Source organism: Spirillospora sp. NPDC029432 (assembly GCF_040703975.1).
Lineage (GTDB): Bacteria > Actinomycetota > Actinomycetes > Streptosporangiales > Streptosporangiaceae > Spirillospora.
Genome location: NZ_JBEZWH010000022.1, coordinates 48,666 through 70,617, shown reverse-complemented (window position 1 = coordinate 70,617; position 21,952 = coordinate 48,666). Strand labels below are relative to the sequence as shown.

The window sequence follows — 21,952 nt, the reverse complement described above, 5'->3', positions numbered from 1 at the left end:
TTCCCACTCCGGCATCCAGAGATCGGCGGAGGACAATGCCCGAACAACGATGCATGCACGAGCTGATCGTCGGCCAGTGCGGCGAGGCGCAGTGCGCTCCAGTACCGCCGGGGCTCGCCGCCCATGTGTACGTGACAAAGGGCGGCGACTGCTTCCACCGCACACCGCGCTGCGGAGCACTCCTCGACGGACAGAGCTACGCCGAACGGCTCGGCATGAACGTCCACGACCCGGCCCGCACCGCCCTGCCGGTCGCGCAGTCCCAGGGCTACACGGCGTGCAGCCACTGCTTCCCCGCCCAGGCCGCGCCGCCTCGCCGCTGACCAAGAAGGAAGGACCGATCGTGGCCGACGAAGCCGAGACCGTCAGGGTCGCACTGTTCGTGCGCACCACGCTGGAGGTGCTGCGGGACGCCCCCGACCCCCTGCACGTCCAAGAGGTGCTCAGCCGTGTGCTCAAGCGAACCGGTCCTCCGACCCGATACGAGATGGAGTCGTACAAGGACGGCAGCACCCGGTGGGAGGTGCACCTCAGATGGTTCTCCGGCGACGCCGCGACCATCGGCTGGATCACCAAGCGCGGCGGCTGGGCGATCACCGAGGCCGGCCTCACGGCGCTGGAGACCTATCCGGACGGCGACGACCCGCTCCACGACCCCCTGATCACCGAACTGAAGGCGCGCTACCGGGAAATCGACCAGAAGCGGAAGGCCGCCCACAAGAACTTGAGCGAGGTCCAGCGGTTCATCGCCCAGGCCATCGACCAGGTGACGCCCGGCTGGTGGACCGCGGACGCCGACATCGCCGAACTCACCGGGTCCACGGCGAACGAGGTCCGCTTCTTCCTCGCCGCCGGGCGTACCAGGCTTCCAACCTCGTACCGGGTGCTCACGGTCGAGGGAGCGATTCCGTCCGAGGGCATGCTGCACTCGAGCTTCAGGAACGTCTCCCTGCAGCAGCGCATGGAGAACGAGGGCGTGGACTTCGACGAGGAAGGGTTCGCCGACTCGAACCAGCGACTCACCGCTGACTCCCTCAAGGAACTGCTTGAGCGCTCCCAGAGGGAGGGCATGGTTACTGCACCCATCCAGCGCGCCTGGATGGTCCGCGAACCGAGGACCGGAAATCGCCCCCTGGTCTGGGGTTGGCTTGAGGCCGGATTGGTCACTCTTGACGTCCCGCCAGAAGTCGGATACGGGTCGGTCTCTTCACCCGAGGAACTCCGGCAGCTCGTTCGGAATTCCTACTCCCACAAGTCCTACGCCTTCCAGGAGCGGAGGTTCGTCGAGTACGACCGGTTCCTCAACCAGATGACCACGGGTGACCTGATCGTCACTACCTCACGCGGCAGCGTCTTTCTCGGTACCCTCGACGACCCATCCGCCAAGCGACTCCCCGGCACCGTCCGCACCTCCCTGAGCAGGTCCGTGGACTGGCTCAACGGAACGAGGCCTCTGGATTTGCGCACCCTCTCCGGCCCGCTCCCGGCGCTGCTGACCAGCCAGGAGCATGTCGTCGACCTCACGACCGCCCTCGACGATCTCAGGGAACTGTGCCGCAGCTACAGGGAAACACCGGCCGCGGCTCCGCGCCCCGCGCGCGAAACACCGCAGTTCCGGCATGTCGACGACAACCTGGCTGACCGTCTCCTGCTGGACGACGTCGACTGGCTGCGCAGGCTGGAGTCGCTGCTCATGCGGCGCAAGCAAATCATTCTGTACGGGCCTCCCGGCACCGGAAAGACCTTCCTCGCGCAGGAGTTCGCCCGGCACCTCACCGAGGACCAGGCTGTGAAACTGGTCCAGTTCCATCCGTCGTACGCCTACGAGGACTTCATCGAAGGCTTCCGGCCGAAGAAGGGCGAGGACGGCACCATCTCATTCGAGCTGTCCGCCGGGCCGTTCCGTACCCTCGCCGAGGAGGCGCAGGACGACCCGTCCACGCCGTACATCCTCGTCATCGACGAAATCAACCGGGCCAACCTGGCGAAGGTCTTCGGTGAGCTGTACTTCCTGCTGGAGTACCGGGACCGCCGCATCCACATGCAGTACACGCCCAATGAGGGCTTCTCCCTGCCGGAGAACCTTTTCATCATCGGCACGATGAACACCTCGGACCGCACGATCTCGCTCCCGGACGCCGCGATGCGTCGGCGCTTCGCCTTCGTCGAACTACATCCCTCGGAGCAGCCGACACGGGGGCTGCTGCGCCGGTGGCTCAAGAACAACGACCTCGACTCTGAGATCCCGGCCCTGGTCGAGGAACTGAACCGGCGGATCGAGGACGACCTGCCCGAAGGACGGGATCACGCCATCGGCCCCTCATATTTCATGCACGACCACATCTACGAGGAGGCCGGCGGTCTGGAGCAGGTGTGGAGCACCGACGTCCTGCCTCTACTGAGAGAGATGCACGCAGCGTCCGGAACCGACGTCGAAACCCGCTACGGGCTGAACGCACTGCGCGAAGCGATCGGCAGCGGAGACTGACGGCCATGGGCGTCGTCGTTCGAGTGAGCGAGACCGGCAAGTGCCACCCGCAGCACCTGACCGCCGCGGACGCCTCGGTCATCAACGGCTGTCCGTACGCCACGGCGAAGCAGGCCCCGGACGGGCACTGGCTCGTCAAGCCCACACGCCCGAAGGTCGGCGCGGTCAGGGTCGGACATCTTGACCTGCACTTCAGTCCGAAGCTGCCGCTCAAGCGGGTGCTGTTCATGCTCGGGTACGGGGTCGGCCGGATCGACTGGGACGCTCATGCGGGCAGCGACTCGCTGGGCGACGCGGACGGGCTCGTTCCGGCGTTCGCCAACATGCTGGGCCGCCAGGCGAAGCAGGCTCTGGACCAGGGCGTCCTGCAGGGATACCGGACCGCCGACGCGACCTCGACGGTGTTGCGGGGGCGGCTGCGAGTAACGGATCAGATGCAGCATGGGATGGGCCGGCCCGTGCCGCTGGAAATCCGTCATGACGAGCTGACCACCGACATCGCGGAGAACCGGATACTGCGGACCGCGCTCGAGCGCATGCTCGGCGCAGCGGGGCTCCACCGGGACGATGAGGCCCGCAAGCTGCTCATCCGGCAGTTGCTTCGGCTGCCGGGGGTGACGCCGATCCCCCGCAACAGCGGGATGCCACATTGGTCGGAGAATCGACGCAACAGACGCTATGTCCCCGCTCTACGCCTTGCGGAGCTGGTCCTCCGCGAGCGTTCGATCGAGCAGGCGGAGGGCTCCTTCACCGGCAACGGCTTCCTCGTCGACATGGAGGACGTCTTCGAGGACTTCGTCTGCCTCGCCTTCGCCGACGAGTTCACCCGGACGCTGGGCGGGCGGCGTCGCACCGCCAAGGTGCATCTGGACACGGCCGGGCACCTCGAACTCAAGCCGGACCTGACCTGGGAACGAGGCGGGAAGCCGATCGCCGTCCTCGACGCCAAGTACATGTGGGAGCGGAAGAAGATCGGGGGGACCCGGGACGCGATTTTCCAGATGCTGGGCTACTGCACGTCGCTGGGCCTGGAGCGTGGTCACCTCATCTACGCCGCCGGGCATCAGGATGCGTGGACGTACACGGTCGGCGCCTCGGGCATCGAGATCGTCTGTCACTCGCTCGACCTCGACCTGGAGCCGGCGGACGTGCTCGCCCGGATCCGCCACATCGCCACGCTCATCTGCGATTCGCTGAGTTGAGCGCATTGAGGCGAAATCAACTGACAACCCGTTGACCGATGAGTAAATTCCACGCTGGAGTCGGAGCCGAGGGGGCTGGGGAGTGACCGTGGATCGTGCCGTGCCGGACCCGGTCCCCGATCTCCTCCGCGCGGTGCGCTCCGAGATCCGGGCCATGCTCCACGACGAGCTGCGCAACGCCGAGAAGGTGTCACTGCGGGACGGCCGCGTGGAGCGGCTCGCAGGCGACGAACGCGAGTACTTGTTCTCCTGCAAGAGGTGGAACGAGTCGTTCAGCGTCAAGGACCTCGTGATCCGGCGCGTCCGTTCCAGCGAGCCCTGGGCACGCGCCCAGGTTCAGCGCATGCCTGATGGCAAGGTACGGGTGGTCACCGGCGCGGATCTGGGGCCCGCACCCGTGAGCGCCGAACTCGCGGAGGACGAGACGGCGGGCCTGGCGACGCTGGCCGAGCGGCTGGAGAAGGCGGCCGGCCCGGACTCGCCCGTCAATCTCTCGTCGGCCGGATGGGTCGTGGGCCAGGGGCGTCCGCGCACCGCCCGGTCCGGCGACGCGGACCGGCTGCTGCCGGGCTACCGCGGCCGGCGGCTGAACGGGCGGCAGCGGCAGGCCGTGGAGCAGGCGCTGGCGAGTGAGGCGACCTTCGTCTGGGGGCCGCCGGGGACGGGCAAGACCGAGGTGGTCTCCTGCATCGTCGAAGGCTGTTACCGGCAAGGTCTCCGAGTGCTCTTCCTGGCGCCCACCCATGTCGCGGTGGACCAGGCCATGGAGCGGATGTGCGATCTGCTCTCGGGCGAAGAAGGGTTCGACTCGGGACTCGTCCAGCGTGCTGGAGAGATCGCCGTCGCCTCGTTCTCGACGAAGTACCGGGAGCGGGTCAGCCCGGACCTCATCGCCGAGCGCCTGGCGAGCTCACTGGACGCGCAGATCACCCGGATCGCGGCGGACCTGAAGCCTTTGCGGGAGGGCATCGCGCGGCATGAGGAGGCCGCGGCGGCCGTCACCGAGGCGGGGCGGCTGCAGAACCTTCTCCGTTCGACCGACCATGAGATCGGCGAGGCCGAGCGCGGGGGTCAGACCGCGTCCGCGCATCTGCAGCGGGTGGGCCAGGAGATCGCCGCCATCGGCACTCCGAGTGGGCTCTTCGCTCAGCGCAAGCTGGACAGGCTCCAGAACCTGCAATTGGAGTACGCGCGGCATCATCATGCGTTCGAGCTCTTCCGGCAACGTCACGAGACGGCGCTGCGCGACCGTTCGCGCCATAGTGCGGCTCTGGAGGCGGCCCAGAGGACCCTGGCCCCTCTCATCGAGAGAGTCCGTTCGCTGCCTCCTGTCCAGGAGCTGCGCGCCGTGGCCGAGGCCGCTCAGAAGGAGCTGAACCGGCTGCAGGACGAACGGCAGAAGATCGCGGACGCGGTCCGCGGCCGCTGCCGGGTGATGGGGACGACCGTCTCCAAGGCCGTCCAGTCCCGGAAGCTGATGGACACCGTGGACGTCGTCGTCGTCGACGAGGCCGGAATGGTCAACCTCCCCTCGGCCTGGTACGCGGCGGGGATGGCCGCCAAGCGGGTGGTCGTGGCAGGCGACTTCCGGCAACTGCCCGCCGTCACCCGCGGATCGGGAAGCAGGACGGCGTCGCCGGAGGACCAGAGGCATTCGCTGCAGTGGATGGACCGGGACGCCTTTCACGCCGCCGGCCTCGTGGACGCTCAAGGCACCGCCGTCCACGGCGATCCGAGGATGGTCGCCCTCAACGAGCAGTACCGCATGCGCCCGGCGATCTGCACCCTCGTGAACGAGGTCGCCTATCCCGACTCTCCCCTGCTCACCGGCCGCGCGGACGGCAGCAGCCTGCCTCCCTCACCACTGATCGAAAGTTCACTGGTGCTGGTCGACACCTCCGCTCGCACGCTCAACGGAACGGGCCGGGACGCCCACCTGTCCAACCCGGTCCACGAGGCGGTGATCCACGAGCTGATCCGGGGACTCCAGTACGACACCGTGCTTCCCGCCCGCAAGGCGGAGGGAGCGCAGCCGACGAAGCGGCTCGCGGTCATCTCCCCGTACCGGAGCCAGAAGCAGGCCCTCAACGCCAGTCTCACGTACCGGTTCGGTGCCGAATACGACGGGCTCGTGGACACCGTCCACCGTTTCCAGGGGAGCCAGCGGCCGCTCGTCATCATCGACACGGTCACCGGTGCGGGCACGAAACTCGGGCATTTCTACGAGGGCACGGGGCTCTCGTCCGCCACGTGCCGGCTGCTCAACGTCGCGCTCAGCCGCGCCCAGGACCACTTGGTCGTGGTGGCCAACGTGGACTTCATGAGCCGCATGCTGAGTCGCGGCAGTGAAGCCGGGAGGATGCTGCGGCATCTCGAGCGGCACGCGCAGCGGATCCCCGTCGACGACCTCGTTCCGGTGCGCAGCGCCGCCGATCTGGGCGGCCTGGACGAGGAGGAACTGGCCCGGCCCGCCTTCTTCCCCGCCGACGAGGTCGCGCGGGCCGTCGAGTGGGACATCGTCCACGCGCGCGGGAGCATCGACATCTACTGCGCCTTCCTTTCGGCCCAGGCGGTACGGCACTGGCTCCGCCACCTGGCGCCGCGGGCGGCGGAGGGCGTCCGCGTCACCGTGCACACCCGGCGCCACGAGCCGGGCACGCAGGAGGCCGAGCTGGTCAGGCTGCTGGAGACGTCCGGCTGCCAGGTCACCGCCCGTGAACGTATGCACGAGAAGGTCCTGATCCTCGACGACACCGTCCTCTGGCACGGTTCTCTCAACCTGCTGGCGCACAGCGGATCCACCGACCTAATGATGCGCATCACCGACCCGGCCGCCTGCGAACGGGTCCGGCACATCGTCGAACGCGCCCGCATGGACCGTCCCGCGCGCACCCCACCGCGGCACACGAGCAACGGCGACCGCGGAAGGTCGGGCGGCGGAAGGTCGGGCGGCGCAGACACGGTACGGCCCGGGAGCATCGTCGGCGACCGGCTCTACCTCGCGGTCCCGTACGAAGAGAGGCATGAGGCCAAGCGGGTGGCACGAGCGAGATTCGACTGGGATCGGAAGCTGTGGCACGTCGACGTGAACGTGCCGAGGGATAGCGTCCGGCAGTGGCTCCCCGGTAACGGGTGAATATCTGTTGCACCGCCCAGGACTGGAGTCAGGCCGAACTGTCAGGGAGTCTCGCTAACCTCTTCCGTCAAGGAGTTGCGGCCCGCCGGGCTTCCTCCGGCCTTCTGTGACCGGCCGGGGACACGCCCCCAAACCGCGCGAAGTCTTCGTGCTGTGGGGGTCGTCCTGCTGGCATTCCGTCGTACCGCCGAGGCGCTGCTCTCCCCCGTCGAGGCGAGGTTCGCCCACGTCCTCCGCGAAGAGATGAAGATGCAGGGCACGTCGGTCTCCGACTCCGAGTTCAGGTCCTGGGAGCGCAGCGTGCCCGTCGTCGCGCGGGACCTGGTCGAGGCGGGCCTCGGCCAGGTGGAGATGCTCATCGAGTACAAGCTGCCCATGACCAGCAAGCGTGCGGACGTGGTGCTCGCGGGAGTCGACCGCAGGACCGGCGGTGACGCCTTCGTCGTCGTGGAGCTCAAGCAGTGGAGCCGCGTGGAGGTATGGGAGGACAACCCCAGCCGCGTCGTCGTGCACAACATGACCGGAAAGCCGAAGCTCCATCCGGCACTGCAGGCCAGGGGATACACCGACTACATCTACGGCTTCCTCACCGAACTGGCGAACGCCCCCGACGCCCTCCACGCGGTGGCCTACCTGCACAACGCCGACCGCGGAGACGTGATCGACCTCTACGACGCGGTGGAGGACGCACGCACCCAGCTCTTCACACAGACCACCCGCGGCGCGTTCGTGGAGTACCTGCAGGACAAGTTCGCGCCCCTTCCCGGCCGCAAGGCAGCGGACCGGTTCCTGAACAGCGAGGTGCGACCGTCCAGGAAGCTGCTGCGGCATGCCATGGAGGAGATACGGAACAGGGATCAGTTCACGCTCATCGCCGAGCAGCGACTGGCCTACCAGCTGGTCCTCGACGCGGTCGGCAAGTCACGCCGCAGTGACCTGAAGACGGTCGTGGTCATCACCGGCGGTCCAGGCAGCGGCAAGAGCGTCATCACGCTGTCCCTGCTCGGCGAACTGGCCCAGCGCGGCCACTCGGTGCTGCACGCCACCGGGTCCAAGTCGTTCACCCAGACGATGCGCCGGCATGTCGCCGGAGGAGGGCAGACGGCCGAGCTCTTCAAATACTTCAACCATTTCACGAGAGCGGAGAAGAACGGGCTGGACGCTTTGATCTGCGACGAGGCCCATCGCATCCGCAGGGTGTCGAACAACGCGTCGTCCCCGGGCCGCGGACAACGGCTGCAGATCGACGAGCTGATCGACGCGGCACGGGTACCGGTGTTTCTCCTGGATGGGCAGCAGAACGTCCGTCCCGGTGAGATGGGGACGCTGCGGCGGATCCGTGAGCACGCGGCGGCCAGGGGCTTGAACGTCGAGCACGTACCGCTGGACGAGCAGTTCCGGTGTGGTGGCAGCCGGCGTTACGAGGACTGGATGCGCAAGCTGCTCGGGCTTCACCCGGACCCGCCCGAACGTTGGATGGGCGACGACGACTACGAGGTGACCGTCGTGGACTCACCCGCTGAGCTGGAGTCCGCGCTGCGGCACCACCACGAGAACGGTCGCACCGCGCGCATGACCGCGGGCTTCTGCTGGCCTTGGAGCAACGCGCGCAAGAATCCGCGGACCGGCCGGCCCGAACTCGTTCCCGACGTGCGGATCGGTGAGTGGGAACGCCCTTGGAACGTCAAGGACAACCAGGGTGTGGGCGACGCACCTCCCAGCGACCTCTGGGCCACCCATCCAGGCGGATTCGGGCAGGTAGGGTGCGTCTTCACCGCCCAGGGTTTCGAGTACGACTGGAACGGCGTGATAGTCGGCCCCGACCTCGTCTACCGTGACGGGAAGCTCGTCACGGTACGCGGTGAGAGCCGCGATCCGGCGCTCCTCTCACCGGAGGTGTCCGATCAGGAGGCCGACGTGCTCATCCGCAACACCTACAAGGTGCTGCTGACCAGGGGCATGATGGGCACGCTGCTTTACTCCGTGGACGAGCGGACACAGCAGTTCCTTGCCAAGCTCCAGCGCTGAACCCATGGCGTTCATTGGCCCGACAGGGTTGAAGGCGGGCGGGTCTCACACCGCAACCGACGCTTGCGGAATCTCGGCCACGGACGCGGTGCCGCGCTAGCTGATTGGCAGGCACGCGTCGAACTGGCGGGCGGTCTTCTGCACACGCCGGCACGCCCGGCGGTCTCAGGGTTCGAGGGTCGTGAGGGTGGTGAGGAGTTCGGAGGCGGTGGCTGGGTGGAGGGTGCACAGGGGGCGGGCGCGGGCCGGGGAGTAGGGGCCGGGGTGGTCGGCGCACCAGATGTGGGTGACGCGTTCGGTGCGTTCGGCGTGGTGGGTCGTGTTGAGGACGAGGAAGCCGGACGGGGGTGCGGGGCGGAAGAGGCAGTCCTCCACGTAGGCGCCGTCGGCGGTGCGGCGGGTCCAGCCTCGGGCGCGGAGGGCGGTGGCGCCGGCGGGGTCGATGAGCAGGGGCGTGGGGCGGGTCAGGCGGGTGGCGCGGCGTTCGGCGGGGGTGAGGGTCTGGACGGGGCGGTCCAGTTGGGGGAACGGCTGGAGGAGTTCGTAGTCGTCGAAGGTCTGGCGCCAGTCGCGGAGGCGGTCGCCGAGGTCGGCGGGGTGGGCGAGGCCGATCTCGGCGGACTCGGCGAGGGTGAGGACGGCGTCGTCGGCGTCGGCGAGGGTGCGGTCCTCGGCGAGGCGGAAGGCGGTGGTCTTGCCGCCGTCCTCGCTGAGCCAGACGAGGCGGCGGACGATGTGCCACAGGAGCGGGTGCGCCGCGAACAGGTCGCGGAACTCGGCGGCGGTCCAGCGGCGGCGGTCGACCATGGCCGCTTCGAGGCGCCGTATCTGCGTCTCGGCGACCGTCTTCACTTCTTTCTTGAGGGCGGTGAAGCGCTGCCGGGCGGCGGTGGCGAGCTGCTGGTCGTCGGTGGCCGAGGCGCGGGGCAGGAGTTTGCGGCGGGCGCCGTTCTCGTCGGTGATGTACGGGTCGAGCTGCTCGCCGAAGCCGACGATGAAGCGGCGCGGGCCGTAGTCGAGGGTCATGCCGCCCTCGGCGTTCAGGCCGAAGTCGGGGACCATGCGGTCGGCGAGCTGCAGGGGTGTGAGGCCGCGCGCGGCGGCGATGTCGTCGATCTTCTCGGCGGCGCGGGCCTTGAGTCCCTTGAAGCGGAGCCGGCGCGTGCAGCCGTGCAGGTGGGTCAGGGCGACGTCGGTGCCGATCTCGGCGAGGACGTCCAGGCCGGTGACGGCCTTGCGGTGGCCGCCCTCGCCGGGCCAGGAGCGGATGAACGGGGTGAGGCGGCGGACGGTGCGGTCGTTGCCCGTCCAGCCGAGCTGGTGCAGGGCCCAGGCGTGCCGGGAGGGTTCGCCGTACGCGCGCCAGCGCATGAACAGGGACCAGCCGAACTCGGCCAGGGATTCGGGGTCGCAGGTCTCGCGGACGACGTCCAGTCCCGCGTACGCCTCGCCCGGCTTGGAGATCGCCAGCATGACGAGGAGCGGCTCGGTGGTGGGGAGGGCGCGGGTGCGGCCGTTCAGGAGCACTGGCGGGAGGACGGCGGGGTCGGCCCAGGCGGGGAGCTTGGGGATCCGGGGCGGGAGCACTTCGAGGGGGTCGGTGGACAGCAGGGCGGCTATCGCGTCGGCGGGTTCGGCGCCGTAGGAGCGGGCGGCGTCGATGACCGCTTCCTTGCCGATGTCCGAGGCGATGAGGCGGAGCGCCCGCTCGGCGTCCTGGCGGCCGGCGCGGGGGGCGGCGCGGGGTGCGTCCTTGGAGGCGAGGGCGGACGGGACGAGGGCGCGGGCCGCCGCGGCGCCGTGGCGGGTGAACCAGGCGATGGCCGCCGGGCGGGCGCTCTTCAGGCGCGACAGCCAGCCTGCCATCAGGGCGGCGACCTCGTCGTCCAGGTAAGGGAGGAGCAGTTTTCCGCAGCCGCCGGGGTTGGCGCGGGCGGCGTGCAGCGCCACCGGCAGGGCGTCGAGGCCGTGGCGGGCGACGACGGCCCGCATCCAGACGCCGTCGGCGGCCTCCCAGCCCCTGGCGTGCCACCGCCATTCGGACAGCAGGGGCCGCACCAGTTCTTCGGGGCCCTCGGCGATGAGGTGGCCGATGGCGAGGCCGTCGGGGTTCTCGCGGCAGGACTTCACTTCGGACGGCCAGTCGCGGGCGGTGCCCGCGAACCAGCGGCCGCTCGCGGAAGAGGCGGCGCGCCAGGCGTCGCGCTCTCCCGGTGCCCAGACTTCGGCGCGGTCGCCGGGCGGGGCGAGTTCGATGGCGGGAGGTTCGCCGGGTTTCTTGCGCTTGCGGGTCCAGGGCGGTTCGGCGAGGAGCCGCGGAAGGTCGCCGGGGGCGGCGGGTTCGGCCCGGGTCTCGGCGGCCAGGACGCGGGCGACGGCCGGCCGGTGCCGTTCGGCGGCGGCGAGGTCGGGACGGGCCCGCACGAGCCAGGTCAGCAGCTCGGCCGGCAGGGTGTCCTTGCCGGCGCCCGCGGCGGCCTCGGCGAGGAGGCGCAGGGCCCGTCCCGGGTAGCGGTCCATCGCCGCGGTGAGCGCTTCTAGGGCGTGCGTCTCCGCGCGCCACTCGATCAGTGCCGTGAGGGCCTCGTCGGACGGCATCGCGCCCAGGACCTCAAGGAAGACCCTGCGGTCCGGGCCGGGGTAGGGGTGCTTGCTCAGGGCCCGCAGCAGTGCGGGGACGAGGCCCGCGCCGATGCCGTCGGCGACGGTGGCCAGGACGTCCAGGCTCGGTTCGCCGTTCTCGTCCCGGGGCAGGCCGCGCATGCGGGCGGCCTGACGGGCGTCGCCGAAGGCGCACCAGAGCATCCGGGTGTACGGGCTTCGCGGTTCGGTCAGGACGCGGCACTCGTCCACCCAGTCCTGCCTGGTGGGCACCATGAAGGAGACGATGACGCGCTGCGGCTCGGTCCGGCGGTGGTCCGCCAGGCGGGTGACGGCGTCCCGGTAGTCGTGCTCGTCCGCGGCGGCCAGGATCGCCCGCATCCGCGCGGCCGCGGCGAGGAAGCCGTCATCGGTGGAGGGGAACGCGGTCGCCCGGCCGATGCCGGAGGCCGGGTTCATCCGCTTGTCCGCCTGCCAGGTCTCCGCCGTCTCCAGCGCGCACAGCTCCGCGCACGCCGCCGCGGCGAACGGGACGCCGAGCTCGGTCACCCAGGCGTCCACCAGCGGCCGCGGCGAACGGTCGTCCACGGCCGGGTACACCAGGCGCGCGACGGCCGCCGCTCCCAGCGGGACGGGCCGGCCGGCCAGCTGGTCGCGGATCGCCTCGACGATCTCCGGATCGCCGCCCGTCCCGGCGCGTACCCGGTCGAGTTCGGGCCGTTTCCGGGCGACGAGCTCGCGCAGGGCCGCAGCCGCCGAGGCGTCGATCTCGATCGGCGGCCCCGGCGCGCCGCCCCGCCTCGGATGCAGGATCCGGCGCCACGCGTCCGGGATGACCAGGGCGTCTTCGGCGGGGGGCTCGTCCATGGCAGGCAACCGTACGGCCCGCCACCGACATTCTCCGGGGTTCAGCCGGCCGGGCCGGCCAGCCAGAGGTCGGGGCCGAAGACCTCGTAGTGGATGCGGGACGCGGGGACGCCGCGCGCGAGGAGCTGCCCGCGGACCGACTTCATGAACGGGACGGGCCCGCACAGGTAGGCGCGGACACCGTCCGGGATCTCCACGCCGGCCAGGTCGGCCAGGCCCGTGTACTCGGGAGCGCGGGGGCTCTCGGGCCGCTCGTACCAGACATGGACGTCGGCGTCGGGCAGCTTGCCCGCCAGCAGGTCGAGTTCCGTACGGAACGGGTGGGTGCTCTCGCTACGGTCGGCGTGGACGACGGTCACGCGCCGTTCCGAACCGGTGGCGGCGAGGTGGGCGAGCATGCTGATGGTCTGGGTGCCGCCGATACCGGCGGACGCCAGCAGCACTGGGGACTCCCCCTCGTCCAGCACGGTGTCGCCGAACGGGGCGCTGACCGTGAGCACGTCCCCTTCCTTGACGTTCGCGTGCAGCCAGTTGGAGACCTCGCCGTCCGGGGCGCCGTCGGTACCGGCGACGCGCTTCACCGAGATCCAGCGGTCCGTGCCATTGGGCGCGCAGGAGAGGCTGTACTGGCGGATCTGGCTGGCGCCGTCCGGCAGGGGGCAGCGGACCGAGACGTACTGGCCGGGCTGGAACGGCGGGCTCGGTGCCCTGTCGGCGGGACGCAGCATGAACGTGGCCACGTCGGCGGTCTCCTCCAGGCGGCCGACGACCTTCCAGTCCCGCCAGACGTCGCCGTTCTCCACGCCGGCCTGCGCGTACAGCCGCGCCTCCATGGCGATGAGGGCGCCGGCCATGAGCCAGTACACCTCGTCCCAGGCGGCGGCGACCTCCGGCGTGACCGCCTCGCCCAGCACTTCGGCGATGGCCGCGAACAGGTGCCGCTGCACGATCGTGTACTGGTCGGGGGTGATCCCCAGGGAGGCGTGCTTGTGCGCGATGCGCGCGAGCATCGCGTCGGGCCGCCGGTCGGGCCGCTCCAGGAGGAGGGTGGCGAACGCGGCGATGGAGCCGGCGAGCGCCTTGGCCTGCGTGCCGTCCGCCTGGTTGCCCCGGTTGAACAGGTCGCGGAGCAGCTCGGGGTGGGCTTCGAACAGCCGGCCGTAGAACAGCGGGGTGATCTGGTCGATCGCGCCGCCGACGGCCGGCAGGGTGGCGCGGACGATGGCGGCGGACGGTTCGGACAGCATCGAACGACCTCCAAAATCGGCATCTGAGATTCTTATTATCTCGCCGGAGCCGTCCGGTCCCCATCCGGGGGCACCGCTATCCGCGCAGCAACCGCACGAGCACGGGCCGTACCGGCTCGTCCACGAGGTCTCCCACGGTGATCGGGTCGAGCGCCTGGTAGAACGCCTCCTGCGCCGTCTGCAGGGCCATCCGCAGCCGGCAGGCCGACCGCAGCGGGCACGGCGGATCGTCCTCGCAGCCGACCACGTCACCATGCCCTTCCAGCTCCCTGACCAGCCACCCGACCGACGCCTCACGCCCGGCCCCGGTCAGTACGAGCCCGCCGCCGCGCCCACGCCGCGCCTCCAGCACCCCCATCCCCCGCAGCCGGCTCACCACCTTGGCGACATGGGTGTACGGCGCGTTCACCGCCACGGCGACCTCCCGCGAGGTCGGCGTCTCCCCCTCGCCCGCCACCGCCAGCCGCATCGCGACCCGCAACGCCAGATCAGTGAACTTCGTCAGCCGCATCCATCCACTTTACTGGCAACTGAGATGTGAATTTGGTCGCAGCCGGCGCCGACGCCCTTGGAGGGCTCAGCCGGGTCCGGCGAGGTGCTCGGTCAGGGCGGGGCGGGGAGCGGTCAGGTAGTGCTGGAAGGTGGGGGCCAGCCAGGCGATGGCCTCTTCGCGTTCCAGGGCGACGACCGGCGGGAGGCGGAGGACGTAGCGGCACAGGGCGAAGCCGAGCGCCTGGGTGGCGGCGAGGCCGGCGCGGGCGGGGGCCTCGGCGGGGTCGCCGGTGAGTTCGGCGACCCGCGGGCCGAGTTGCGCGGCGAAGACGGTGCGCATCCGCTCCGCGATGTCGGGGTCGGTCACCGCGGTACGGAGGAGGATCTGCAGGGCGTCGCCCTCCCAGCGTTCGACGAGGTGGGCGGCCAGGACGCGGCCGATCTCGTCGCGCGGGACGGCGGACAGGTCGGGCAGGCGCAGGTCGATGTCGGCGGCGGCGGCGAAGAGCAGCTGCTTGCTGCCGTAGTAGCGCATGACCATGGACGGGTCGATGGCCGCGTCCGCCGCGATGGCCCGGATGGTGGCGCGGTCGTAGCCGTCGGCGGCGAACCGCTCGCGGGCCGCCTTGAGGATCGCGGCCTTGGTCTCGGTCGAGGATCTGCGCATGCCGCCAAGCCTATTGCCAACGAGCGTTGGCCTACAATCGTTGACCCGCGGGCGGGCAGGTCAGCCCAGTTCAGCCCAGGGCGGCGACGGCGGTGGCGTAGAGGCGGGACGGGTCGCCGCGGCCGCCGTCGACGAAGCCGGGGAGCGGAGGCAGGGCCGTGATCAAGGGGAGCAGGCGGGCGCAGACTCCGGCGGCGTCGGACGGGCGTTCGGACGGGTCCTTGGCCAGCAGGCCGCGCAGCAGCGCGTCCAGCTCCGCCGGCACGTCCGGGCGGGCCTCCCGTACGGACGGCGGCGGCTCGGCCAGGTGCCGGCCGATCTCCTTGACCGGGTCGTCCGAGGCGAACACCCGCTCGCCGGCCAGCAGTTCGTACAGCAGGCAGCCGAGAGAGTACAGGTCGCTGCGGGTGTCGGCGGGCTCGCCGTCGGCGAGTTCGGGCGCCATGTAGACGGCCGTGCCGGGCATCTGGCCGGTCCACGTGATGGCCGACAGGTCGCCGCCGCCGTCGGCGGCCGGGCCCGCCAGACCGAAGTCGGCGACCTTGACCGTGCCGTTCCGGCCGAGCAGCACGTTCGCGGGCTTGAGGTCGCGGTGGACGAGCGCCGCGGAGTGGGCGGCGGCCAGCGCGGCGCACAGCTGCGCGCCGATCGCGGCGGCCCACGGGACGGGAACGGGGTCGATCTCCCCCACCAGGTCGTCGAGGGTGGCGCCGGGGACCAGCTCCATGACGAGGAAGAGGTCCGCGGGCCCGTCGCCCCCGAAGTCGTACAGCACGGGCACGCCGGGATGCCGGAGCCGGCCGAGCACGCGCGCCTCGCGGAAGAACCTGCGGCGCACCTCGTCGTCGGGCGGGTGGCCGTTCCCGCGGATCAGCTTGATGGCGACCTCGCGATTGAGCCGCTCGTCCCTGCCCTCCCAGACCTCCCCCATGGTTCCGGCTCCGAGGCCCCTGACCTTGGTGTAACGGTCGGCGATCCGCACTTGTCTCCCCACGCGCCGCGACTACCTTGTCACCAAGTGTCCCCCCGGCCCCGGGGTCTGGAAACGGCGCGGAAGGCGGGTCCACCGATTCGCCGCCGTGGAGAGGAACCGTTCATGAATCCGCTGTCGCTGCCCCTCGTCGCCGTCCAGGGTCTCTGGGTCCGCGCGACGACCGAGAGGCTTCCCGAGGCGTCCGGTCCGTACAGCGGTGTCGCGGGGAACGGTTCCGGCGCGGCGGTGCGCGTCGGCGTCCTGGGCGAGTCGACCGCGGCCGGCTGCGGGGTCGGCTCCTATGAGGACGGCTTCACGGCCTGCCTGGCGCGCGAACTGGCCGAACGTACCGGACGGCCCGTCGAGTGGGAGGTCGCCGGGCGCAACTCCGTCACCGTGGGCGAGGTCCGCGACGAGCTCCTGCCGCGGCTCGGGGACGGCCTGGACGCCGCCGTGCTGCTCGCCGGCGTCAACGACGTGCTGCACCGGAGCTCCCCGCGGAAGTGGGAGGACGATCTGAGCGCCGTACTCGACGGGCTCGGCCAACGCGCCGGGCGGGTGGTGATGACCGGCGTGCCACCGTTCCGGGCGTTCCCGTCGCTTCCGGGGGCTCTGCGCGGATACCTGGCGGAACGTGCGGACGCGCTGGACGCGGTCTCCCGGCGGGTGTGCGCCGGGCGGCCGACCGTGACGTGGGTCGACTCCGGCGGCATCGTGCCGGCCGGCCCGGAGTTCTTCGCCCGGGACCGCTTCCACCCGTCGGCGGAGGGCTACCGACGTTGGGCGCAGGCCGTGGCGGAACTCCTCGCGTCCTGACCCGTCACTCGGGCGGGAGGAGGGCGCCGTCGCCGAGGCCGTCGAGGCTGATGCCGAGGAGTTCCTGGCCCGTCTCGGAGAATCTGCGGAGGGTCGACTCGAACGCGGCCAGGGCGGTGAACGCCTCGCCGTAGCGGCGCTGGGCGTCCAGGGAGATGCGGGGCAGGCGGGCGCGGCGGACGTCCAGGCGGTTGGACGCGCTGGAGCCGCGGGCGGCGACCGCGCGGGCGGCGACGTGCAGGTGGCCGGCCACGAACTCCGGGACGAAGTGGTCCGGATCGGCGCGGACCAGGTAGAGGTGCGGGCCGAGCGCCGCGCCCTCCTCCTCGGAGGTGATGACGCGCGGCACGGTCCCGCGGGCCGTCGCGGGGGTGACGACGTCGCCCTCCCGAAGCAGGATGTGGCCCGGGTCCTCGTCCGTACGGCCGGACGGGGCGCCCTCGGCGACCATGTCCTGGACGGTGAGGACGGGGACGTCGCCCGTCTCCGTCTCCATCCTCATCGGGGCCTGGTGGAGCGCGAGGATCCCGGTCTTGGCGTGGTCGCCGAACGTGCCCGCCGCCGGGGGCGGCTCGGCGGCCTCGTCCAGGGACGGCAGCGCGGCCCGGAGCGCGGACAGGAGGTCCTCGGCCTCGGTGCGGACCGTCGCGAAGCGCTTGTCGGCGACGCGCTGGACGTAGCGGCCGGGGTCGAGGTCGACCTCGTCGTCGAGCAGGTCGATGATGCGCACGGCGCGGCCGATGCCGGGCTCGTCGTACTCGGCGGACGGGTCGCGCTGGAACCCGCGCCAGGCGTCCAGGGCGCGTTCGGCGAAGTCCTCGCGGTCGGCGGTGCCGACCATCAGGATGTGGTCGACGCGGGGGTCGCCGGGCGCGGGCCGGCGCATGACCCAGACCGCCAGCGGCACGGCCATGTTGGGGACCGCGCCGACCGGGAGGCCGAACACGCCGCGCAGCACGCCGCTGCGCAGCAGCTGCCCGCGGATCCGGCGGCCGGAGCGCCGGTTGGCCGCCGCCGGCGGCATCAGCATGATCACGGTGCCGCCGGGGCGGGCGTGCGCCAGCGCGTGCTGGGCCCAGGCCAGCTCGGACTCCATCCGCGGCGGCAGGCCGTACTCCCACCGCGGGTCGGCGATCAGCTCGTCGTAGCCCCAGTTGCGGTCGTTGAACGGCGGGTTCGTCACCACCAGGTCGGCCTGGACGTCCGGGAACGCGTCCTCGCGCAGGGAGTCGCCCGCGCGGACGACCGCGTTCCGCGTCCGGAGTGCCATCCGTACCGCGGTGATCCGCGCCGTGGCCTCGTCGGACTCCTGGCCGAGCAGTTCGGTGGCGTCCAGCGCGTCCAGCGCGCCGAGCAGGAACCCGCCCGAGCCGCACGCGGGGTCGAACAGCGTCCCGGTCTCCTCGCCGGCCAGGTCGAGGACGAGCCGGACGATCGGCTCGGGCGTCTCGTACACGCGCCGCTTGTGCAGCTCGAAGTAGCGCTGCCGCAGGAACTCGAACGCCTCGGGGGCGCCGCGCTCCCCGGCCAGGTCGGCGAGGCCGCGCGCGAGCGGCACGTGCGCCGGCTCCAGCGCGGGCGGGAACACCTCGTCGGCGGGCAGGCCGGTCGCGGTGGCCCGTACCGCCCCGGGCAGTTCCCCGGCGAGCTCGCCGTCGGGCCGCGCGGCGAGCTCGCGCCACCGCTCGGGCTCGCGGTGGACGAAGAGGAGGAACGCGCCCGCGAAGAGCAGGACGTCGGCCAGCGCCACCGCGTCCGCGGCCCGGCGCAGCTCCTGCCAGAGCTGCTCGCCGGACGACTCGCGCTTGAGCTTGCCCTGGACGTTCAGCCACTCGCGTATCTCGTGCAGGGAGAAGGAGGGGCTCGTCGCGGTGCCGCCGACGGGCTCGGGGAAGTCGTCGTGCCGGCGCCGCCAGTTGCTCACGGCGGCCCGTCCCACACCGGCGAGTCGGGCGATGTCGGCGGCGGTCACCGTCGCATCTGGCTGCACGTCAACTCCCAGGTCAGGCGCCACCTCCGGAGGTCACGCGCGAACATCACGCTACCGCAGCGTAGTGTAACGAGCCAGCGCCATGGCCGTGATGGTTGATTTAATCAACAACTAATGTCAGCGCGCGTGACACCACCGGACGACCACCGGAGAACGGGCATAACCTGGCCCGATGCACGAAGAACTGGCGGCCCGGCTCCGCGCGTTCGCGGCCGAACGGGACTGGGAGCAGTTCCACACGCCCAAGAACCTGGCCATGGCCCTGACCGGCGAGGCGGGCGAGCTCGCCGCCGAATTCCAGTGGCTCACGCCGGAGCAGTCCGCGGACGTCATGGCCGACCCCGAGGCCGGCCGCCGCGTACGCGCCGAAATGGCCGACGTGTTCCTCTACCTCACCAGGCTCGCCGACGTCCTCGGCGTGGACCTCGTCCAGGCCGCCCACGACAAGCTCGACGAGGGCGAACGCCGCTACGACGCGGAGACCTACCGGGGCACCATCCGCAAGGCCCCTCCCCTGAGCTGATCGTTATCAGCGGGGCTCGCAGACGATGCCGTCGTCGTCCCGGTCCCAGTACCACTCGTATTCGGGGTCAAGTCCCTCGTAGTACGGGCCATACCCCTCGTCGTTGGCCTCTGCGCAGGTGTCGAAGCGGGGGTCGGTGGTCTCATCCGGGGACGGCTCCAGAGGAGAGGGCTCGTCCGAGAGGAACTCCTCGGTAGGGAGATCCTCCGGAGAGGAAGGCGCCGGGAGGGATTCATCGATGGGCGGCGGGGCGGGAGTCTCGGGCTCTTCGGCGGGCGCCCGGGGCGGCGCGGGACTCTCCGTACTCGGACGTTCCGTGACGGTCTCCGTCGGTCCGGCCGTGGCCGTCTCGGTGACGGTCCTCTCCCCCGCGTCCTGCGGCGGGGGACGTTCGGGCGTCTCGGCGCACGCGGCGCCGCCCGCGACGAGAACGGCCGCGGCGGCCAATCGGAGCGAGCACGGATTGCGGCGATGGGACATGATCGTCCGGCTTCCTGAAGGCAGGGGCCGCCACCGGGCATGTCAGCCGGTTCCGCCGGCTCCACCCGTACGACCCCGTACGCGGTGGTCAGTCACATGCCCACAGAAGCACACTTTTCCGACGCTCCCCCGCCTCCCAACCAGGCTTTGCACCGACATCGAATGAATGTAGGCGCACCTTGGGACGGGCCAGCGCGCGACGAGGAGGCCGTTCCCTTCTCCCGGCACCACACCCTCGCCGCCCGCGCCCCTCAGCCACCTCGACCGAGAACGGCGATCGCGTTTGGTGTCCGTCCCGCTCAGCCCGCCTTGGTCCGCATGATCTTCCGCGCGGCCCTGTGGAGGTACCACTGCGCCACCACATAGAAGATCGCCGCCGGGTCAGCGGGGGGTGGGGAGGGTGTCGGCGGAGGTTATTACGTGGTCTACGAAGCCGTAGGCGCGGGCCTCTTCGGCGGTGTAGTAGCGGTCGCGGTCGGAGTCGGCCTCGATGCGTTCGACGGGCTGGCCGGTGTGGAAGGCGATGCGTTCCTGGATGAGGCGCTTGGTGGCGCGCATGTGCTCGGCCTGGATGCGGATGTCGGAGGCGGTTCCGGCGATGCCGCCGGAGGGCTGGTGCATGAGGATCGAGGCGTGCGGGAGGGCGTAGCGCTTTCCGGGGGCGCCGGCGCAGAGGAGGAACTGGCCCATGGAGGCGGTGAAGCCCATGGAAAGGGTCGCCACGTCGTTCGGGATGAATTGCATGATGTCGTAGATGGCCATTCCGGCGGTCACCGAGCCGCCGGGGGAATTGATGTAGAGGTGGATGTCGCGGTGCCGGTCCTCGGCGGAGAGGAGGAGCATCTCGGCGCAGATGCGGTTGGAGATCTCGTCGTCGACCTGCTGCCCCAGGACGATGATGCGCTGGCTCAGGAGGCGCTGGAAGACCTCGTTCGGCGGGGCGGGCGGCGCCTCGGCGGTACGGGACATCGGCTCGTGCAGCATCTGGAACGTCATGGGCCCAGGTAACCCAGGGGGCCGGGGGCGGGTCCAACAGCTTCGGAGGCGCGGGTGACAACCGGCGGTTGTCAATAGGGTGGGGTCATGGAGCCGGATCTCCACGGGATGCGGGCGTTCGTGGCGGCCGCGGAGGAGTTGCATTTCGGGCGGGCGGCGGAGCGGCTGTTCCTCACCCAGCAGGCGTTGTCCAAGCGCGTGCGGCGGCTGGAGGAGGCGCTGGGGGCGTCGCTGTTCGCGCGGACGACGCGGCGGGTGGAGCTGACGGCGGCGGGGCGGCGGTTCCTGCCGCTGGCCAGGGACGTGGTCGACGCGTACGACCGGGCGGTGTCCGCTTTCAGCGTAGAGCCGCTGCGGGTCGACGTCCACGCGGAGCGGTTCACGCCGATGAAGCTGCTGCGCGCCGCCGTCGAGAGGGCGGGCGTGCGGGTGGAGTCCAGCATGCGGCAGGGGCTGGGGATCGCCCTTCCGGCCGTTCTGAACGGTGAGCTCGACGCGGCTTTCGGGCGCGCGGCGGATATGGGTCCGTGGCCGGCGGAATTGCTGCGGCGGCCCGTCCAGGTCGTTTCCGTGGACGCGTTCGTCGTCAAAGGGCATCCGCTGGCGGGGCGGTCCTCGGTCGGCGTGGAGGAGTTGCGGGATTTCGGGGTGGTGATGCCGGATCCCGGGGGTTCCACGGAATGGCGCGGGTGGCTGGAGCGGTTCCGCGACGAGCTGGGGGTGCCGGTACGGTTCGCCGCGCCGGCTCTGGGCGTGCGTGATTACAGCAGGCTGATGCGCGAGGAAAAGCGGGCGGTCGTGCTGGGTGAGTCCGGTACGGATCTGCCGCACGATCCGGACATGCGGCAGATCCGCATCGTGGACCCGACGCCGCTGCACGTGTGGTCGATCGTGTGGCGGCGGGACGACCGGGACCCCCGACTGGCGCGGTTGCTGGAGGCCCTGCCGGAGGCCCGGACGCCCGGCCGCGGCTGGCTCCCGGAGATCGACCGGGCCCTGCTGCGTGGATGACGCGGCCGGCTCAGGCCTTCGCGCTCTGGCGGCGGGGGCCGGCGAGGGCGGCGCGGAGGAGGCCCTTGACGCTCGCGGCGATGACGGTGGGCCAGTCGAAGTAGTCGCGCCATAGGACGATCTTCCCGTCCCGGACCTCGAAGGTGCCGCAGACCCAGAACTCGGCCCGCCAGGAGCCGATGACCAGGGCGTCGGTGCGTTCGGTGAGGACGGTGCCGCCGTCGGCGGCGATGTTGTGGACGCGGGCCTCGAAGCCGGTGCCGTAGCGGGCCATGGCGCGCATCTGGCGTTCGAACGCCTTGATCCCGCGGGCGGGCGGCAGCGGGACGTTCTGGTAGACGATCTCGGGGTCGGCGTACGTGAGGGCCCGGTCGATGTCGAGGTCCTCGAGCGCGGCGAGGAAACCGGTCACGGTCGCGGTGGACATGACTCCTC

17 protein-coding genes are annotated in these 21,952 nt (G+C 71.0%); 8 read left to right on the top strand and 9 right to left on the bottom strand.

The features are described from left to right. Positions 1–53 precede the first annotated feature (53 nt). From AB0881_RS19455 to AB0881_RS19435, 5 genes are all read left to right on the top strand, one after another. Entirely contained in the window at positions 54–323 is a 270-nt protein-coding gene (locus tag AB0881_RS19455) for a hypothetical protein (protein ID WP_366618371.1), read from the top strand. Between the two features lie 20 nt (positions 324–343). Then, on the top strand, positions 344–2,488 hold the full coding sequence (locus AB0881_RS19450) for an AAA family ATPase (RefSeq protein ID WP_366618369.1): 2,145 nt from the start codon (positions 344–346) through the stop codon (positions 2,486–2,488). 5 nt (positions 2,489–2,493) lie between these two features. Beyond that, positions 2,494–3,690 (top strand): hypothetical protein, encoded by a 1,197-nt coding sequence (locus AB0881_RS19445; RefSeq protein WP_366618367.1) that lies wholly within the window; start codon positions 2,494–2,496, stop codon positions 3,688–3,690. An 88-nt stretch (positions 3,691–3,778) separates the two neighbouring features. Next, positions 3,779–6,826, top strand: coding sequence for an AAA domain-containing protein (locus AB0881_RS19440; protein WP_366618365.1), 3,048 nt, complete (start codon positions 3,779–3,781; stop codon positions 6,824–6,826). Positions 6,827–6,979: 153 nt separating this feature from the next. Next, entirely contained in the window at positions 6,980–8,854 is a 1,875-nt protein-coding gene (locus tag AB0881_RS19435) for a DUF2075 domain-containing protein (RefSeq protein ID WP_366618363.1), read from the top strand. A gap of 165 nt (positions 8,855–9,019) precedes the next feature. Here AB0881_RS19435 and AB0881_RS19430 read toward each other — a convergent pair whose 3' ends face one another. The 5 genes from AB0881_RS19430 to AB0881_RS19410 form a co-directional block, all read right to left on the bottom strand. Beyond that, positions 9,020–12,322, bottom strand: coding sequence for a DUF4132 domain-containing protein (locus AB0881_RS19430; RefSeq protein ID WP_366618362.1), 3,303 nt, complete (start codon positions 12,320–12,322; stop codon positions 9,020–9,022). Between the two features lie 41 nt (positions 12,323–12,363). After that, positions 12,364–13,569, bottom strand: coding sequence for a globin domain-containing protein (locus AB0881_RS19425; RefSeq protein WP_366618360.1), 1,206 nt, complete (start codon positions 13,567–13,569; stop codon positions 12,364–12,366). A 76-nt stretch (positions 13,570–13,645) separates the two neighbouring features. Then, positions 13,646–14,080: an Rrf2 family transcriptional regulator gene (locus tag AB0881_RS19420; RefSeq protein WP_366618358.1), complete on the bottom strand. Its 435-nt coding sequence runs from the start codon at positions 14,078–14,080 to the stop codon at positions 13,646–13,648. A 66-nt stretch (positions 14,081–14,146) separates the two neighbouring features. Further along, a complete protein-coding gene (locus AB0881_RS19415; RefSeq protein ID WP_366618356.1) occupies positions 14,147–14,728 on the bottom strand; it encodes a TetR family transcriptional regulator in 582 nt (193 codons plus the stop codon). A 70-nt stretch (positions 14,729–14,798) separates the two neighbouring features. Continuing rightward, positions 14,799–15,710 carry a serine/threonine-protein kinase gene (locus AB0881_RS19410; RefSeq protein ID WP_366618354.1) on the bottom strand — a complete coding sequence of 304 codons (912 nt, stop codon included), beginning with the start codon at positions 15,708–15,710 and terminating at the stop codon, positions 14,799–14,801. Between the two features lie 114 nt (positions 15,711–15,824). Between AB0881_RS19410 and AB0881_RS19405 the strand changes: the two genes are divergently transcribed. Then, positions 15,825–16,517, top strand: coding sequence for an SGNH/GDSL hydrolase family protein (locus AB0881_RS19405; RefSeq protein WP_366618352.1), 693 nt, complete (start codon positions 15,825–15,827; stop codon positions 16,515–16,517). Between the two features lie 4 nt (positions 16,518–16,521). On the opposite strand, the gene AB0881_RS19400 is transcribed toward AB0881_RS19405, so the two are convergent. Beyond that, positions 16,522–18,507 carry an N-6 DNA methylase gene (locus AB0881_RS19400; protein ID WP_366618350.1) on the bottom strand — a complete coding sequence of 662 codons (1,986 nt, stop codon included), beginning with the start codon at positions 18,505–18,507 and terminating at the stop codon, positions 16,522–16,524. Between the two features lie 172 nt (positions 18,508–18,679). Between AB0881_RS19400 and AB0881_RS19395 the strand changes: the two genes are divergently transcribed. Then, complete coding sequence (locus AB0881_RS19395) at positions 18,680–19,030, top strand: nucleotide pyrophosphohydrolase (RefSeq protein WP_366618348.1); 351 nt, start codon at positions 18,680–18,682, stop codon at positions 19,028–19,030. 6 nt (positions 19,031–19,036) lie between these two features. Here the strand turns inward: AB0881_RS19395 and AB0881_RS19390 are convergent, their stop codons facing one another. Then, a complete protein-coding gene (locus AB0881_RS19390; protein WP_366618346.1) occupies positions 19,037–19,510 on the bottom strand; it encodes an excalibur calcium-binding domain-containing protein in 474 nt (157 codons plus the stop codon). Between the two features lie 381 nt (positions 19,511–19,891). After that, complete coding sequence (locus AB0881_RS19385) at positions 19,892–20,479, bottom strand: ATP-dependent Clp protease proteolytic subunit (RefSeq protein WP_366618458.1); 588 nt, start codon at positions 20,477–20,479, stop codon at positions 19,892–19,894. 114 nt (positions 20,480–20,593) lie between these two features. Here AB0881_RS19385 and AB0881_RS19380 point away from each other — a divergent pair, with 114 nt between their 5' ends. After that, positions 20,594–21,517 (top strand): LysR family transcriptional regulator, encoded by a 924-nt coding sequence (locus tag AB0881_RS19380; RefSeq protein WP_366618344.1) that lies wholly within the window; start codon positions 20,594–20,596, stop codon positions 21,515–21,517. A 10-nt stretch (positions 21,518–21,527) separates the two neighbouring features. Here AB0881_RS19380 and AB0881_RS19375 read toward each other — a convergent pair whose 3' ends face one another. Beyond that, positions 21,528–21,944: a limonene-1,2-epoxide hydrolase family protein gene (locus tag AB0881_RS19375; RefSeq protein ID WP_366618342.1), complete on the bottom strand. Its 417-nt coding sequence runs from the start codon at positions 21,942–21,944 to the stop codon at positions 21,528–21,530. Between the last annotated feature and the right edge of the window lie 8 nt (positions 21,945–21,952).